Annotated in this window: 1 protein-coding gene and 1 pseudogene; one reads left to right on the top strand and one right to left on the bottom strand. The window is 41.1% G+C overall.

All coding sequences use genetic code 11. From position 1 onward, the window contains the following. Window positions 1-181 (top strand): annotated as a pseudogene (locus AC2VE5_RS25890) (hypothetical protein); the annotation flags it as partial. Between the two features lie 43 nt (window positions 182-224). On the opposite strand, the gene ltrA reads toward AC2VE5_RS25890, so the two are convergent. Continuing rightward, window positions 225-2,036 (bottom strand): group II intron reverse transcriptase/maturase, encoded by a 1,812-nt coding sequence (gene ltrA / locus AC2VE5_RS25895; RefSeq protein ID WP_486890439.1) that lies wholly within the window; start codon window positions 2,034-2,036, stop codon window positions 225-227. Window positions 2,037-2,321 lie beyond the last annotated feature (285 nt).

Here is a 2,321-nt window from a genome sequence, read left to right on the forward strand (position 1 = left end):
ACTTTTTTTATTATCTCAAGAGGCTATTTTACAATCACTTATTTTACCTGATGTTCAATTAGGATTTGATAAAAGAATTGGCTTAGATCCGTTATTACTATCTGTTTCCATCCACCAGATTGCTGCAATTAAAGTCAGTGAAGGAGTCGCCCCCTCCACTTCTCTACAAAACGGAACGTGATAGTTTCCCATCATTCCGCTCCTCAATAAAACGGCTGTTGTCATCAGTACGTCGTTACCAACGTATCGCTATCCTCGTTATCGAGTTTAACTGGTGGCTTAGGTTTAGCACTATTGCAGCTAGATTTTTTACCGAAACTACCATCAGTGGCAGTCTTTTTGTCGTGGCAATGTCGATGAAGTAGTTGCCAATTATTGTATTGGTTCTTTCCGCCAATGGACATTGGAACTATATGGTCAACCTCTATCGAATCTCCATCAGTAAAGTAGTTTTTGCAGTGGGCGCATTTCCCTTTTTGCCTTTTAAACAGCGTAGCTACTCTTGTAGTTACTTCGGGATGAACACCCATTCTTGTACTCCAATAAACCCAGTTACCGTCATAGGGGGATGATACCCCTTTTACTTTTACATAGCGTCTTATTTCAGTGGAACTATGTCGCATTAGCCATAGAAGGTTATTACCCTCATTGGTTGCAAACACCCAGTTATTGCCTCCAATAGTTTTGAAGTATTTACGGTTTGTCCACCTACTGCTTTTATTTCGATGACGGTGACGACCCCATTTAAAAAGTTTATAAAAGACTAAATGCCCCAGCTTTGAAAATATTTTCTTGCTGACGACTGTAGAGAAGTAATTACACCAACCCAGTATAATGGGATTTAGTATTTTTATCATTCTCGCTTGACTTATTCCGCGCGAGTTGTTTATTACTTCTGCTACCTTTTTATAGTGTCTTTTCTGGCTCTCCTTGTTGGGGGTGATAATAGTTTTAAATCCTAACAATCCCCCTCTGCTCTTACTTCCTGAAATGTGTTTTCCAACGGGGAATTGTCTGATATTAAACCCAAGGAAATTAAATCCAGGTTCAGTATCATCTAATTTGTTCAGGGTGTGAGCGAGTCTCGTCTTGCTTGGTTTTAATTCTAACCCAATGCCAATTAACCACTTCTCTATCTCTTGCTTACACAGTTTAATGACCTCATAATCCTCATGGAGAACTATAAAATCATCTGCATATCTAATCAGTGAAACCGATTGAAGCTTATCCCTTACACCAATTTGGTTGTTGTTTGGTCGCTTCATATCGAATTTTGGGGCTAAACCCTTAATTAATTGTTCCATACCGTGTAAGGCAACATTTGCAAGTAAGGGTGAAATTACCCCGCCTTGTGGTGTGCCTTCATTTGTTGAGTACAATTCTTTCCCATCCATGACACCAGCTTTTAACCAAGCTCGGATTTGTTTCCGTAGGGTAGGATAGGTATTTAATTTCTTGAGAAGTACATCGTGATTAATGCTGTCAAAACATTTACTGATATCGGCATCCAGCACAAATTTGGATTTATGTTTAACCGCACCAAATATTGCTTCAATAGCATCGTGGCATGAGCGTCCAGGTCTGAACCCGTAGGAATGTGGTTCAAATCGCGCTTCCCACTCTGGTTCTAAAACCAGTTTGACAAGCGCTTGCAAGGCTCGGTCGTGCATTGTTGGTATTCCTAACGGTCTTTTTTCCTCCGTTCCAGGTTTGGGTATCCAAACTCGGCGTGTGGGTTTGACCTTATTGCTCAGTTTAATTTTATTTACCAGGATGAGACGTTGCTTTGGGGTCAGTGTTTTAACACCATCCACTCCCGCCGTCTTCTTACCTTGGTTATCCTGAGTTACCCGACGTACCGCTAATGCTCTTGCTGACCAAGAACTTATCATAAGTTTCTGGAGTCTGCGAACTAACTTGACATTTCCACAATTAGACGCTTGGTATATCCTCTTTTGCAGCTTAAAGACGCTACGCTCTAGCTTTCGCCAGTTTGTATCTCTCCATTCATACATCGGACATGATGCCGTGTTCATAACATATTCACTGCTACTCGTAGCTATACTTTCCGTTTTACCGTGAGTCCGTCAGCATATCCTTACCGTTACAGCAAGGCGTTAGCTTCTGACCCAATCTTTCTCACCTGCCACCTGAGTTTTTAAGCTCAGAGTTTTCGTCTTAGCTGACTACTCAAAGTATTCGACCTCTTTGAGAGTGGACAGATGAGTTACTTCGTTCCTCATAACCATTGGTTTGTACCGTTAGGATGTCATCTTTTCACCGAGTTTTTGGGTAACGTAGGTATGAAGAATAAGAACTCT

This window comes from Aliterella sp. E5.1, assembly GCF_057473825.1.